The following is a 1,166-nucleotide window of genomic DNA, read 5'->3' on the forward strand; positions in this document are numbered from 1 at the left end:
CATGATGCAGAGAAGTGTGATCGTCGTGCGTGTTCTTGCGGCTGCGTTTGGGCTGCTCGCGCTCAATGCAACAGTCTCGGCACAAACCAGGGATACGATTGTCGCGGCGCTCGCCGCCGAGCCATCAACGCTCGATCCCACAAGGATGGTTGGCGGCGGCGATCAGTATTACATCGGGCAAATGTACGAGCAGCTGGTCCGGTATGATCCGGATTTGAAGATGATCAACTGGCTGGCCGAATCCTGGTCCATCGAGGGGACGCCAGACAAGCCGATCATCGACGTGCATCTTCGTAACGGGGTGAAGTTCCACAACGGCGATCCATTGACCTCGGCTGATTTCGAATTCTGCTATGAGCGGCTCAGGAATCCAAAGATCTCGCCCTATTCCTACACGCAGGCGAATATCGAAAAGTTCGAAATCATCGACGATCATCATTTCAAGCTGCATTTCAAGGCGCCGGACGGCAACTACATCCCCAACGCGCTGCAGCTGTGGGCGATTCCGAAGAAGTATTTCGAGAAGGTGGGTGAGGATGGCTTTGCCAGAGCGCCGGTCGGCACCGGCCCGTGGAAGTTCGTCTCGCGCTCGATTAAGGAAGATCTGAAGCTCGAGGCGTTCGAGGATTACTGGAACAAGGATGCGCGGCCGAAGGTCAAGAACCTGGTCCTGAAGATCATTCCGGAAGACCTTACGCGTGTTGCGGCGTTCAAGTCCGGCGCTGTTGACTGGATCGACACGGTGCCGCTGTCGGCGGTCGGCGAGTTCAAGAAGATGCCGGGCGTGACGACCTTCTCGACCGTAGCGAACAACAACCTCTACATCGATATGGCGGCCGACAAGCCGGAGTCGCCTTTCAGCAAGCTGAAGGTGCGGCAGGCGGTGGCGCACGCGGTGGATGTCGATGCCATCATCAAAAGCGTGCTGTTCGGGCAGGGCCAGCGCTATGTCGAGGTCGGCAAGGGCGAGACCGGCTACGATCCGGACCTGAAACCATATCCCTACGACGTGAAGAAGGCGAAGCAGCTGCTGGCCGAAGCGGGCTATCCGAATGGCTTCGAGACGCCGTGCTACAACCTGCTCACGCCGCGCGAGCCGAATTGGAAGGAGATGGGTGAGGCGGTGTTTGCCTATCTCGGCACGGTCGGCATTCGCTGCAAGGTGC

At 58.3% G+C, this 1,166-nt stretch carries 1 protein-coding gene; it reads left to right on the forward strand.

From position 1 onward, the window contains the following. Positions 1-16: 16 nt before the first annotated feature. A partial coding sequence (locus FXB38_RS42325; RefSeq protein ID WP_246230650.1) for an ABC transporter substrate-binding protein occupies positions 17-1,166 on the forward strand: 1,150 nt, incomplete at its 3' end.

The sequence above is a fragment of the Bradyrhizobium cytisi genome, from assembly GCF_008123515.1.
Lineage (GTDB): Bacteria > Pseudomonadota > Alphaproteobacteria > Rhizobiales > Xanthobacteraceae > Bradyrhizobium > Bradyrhizobium cytisi.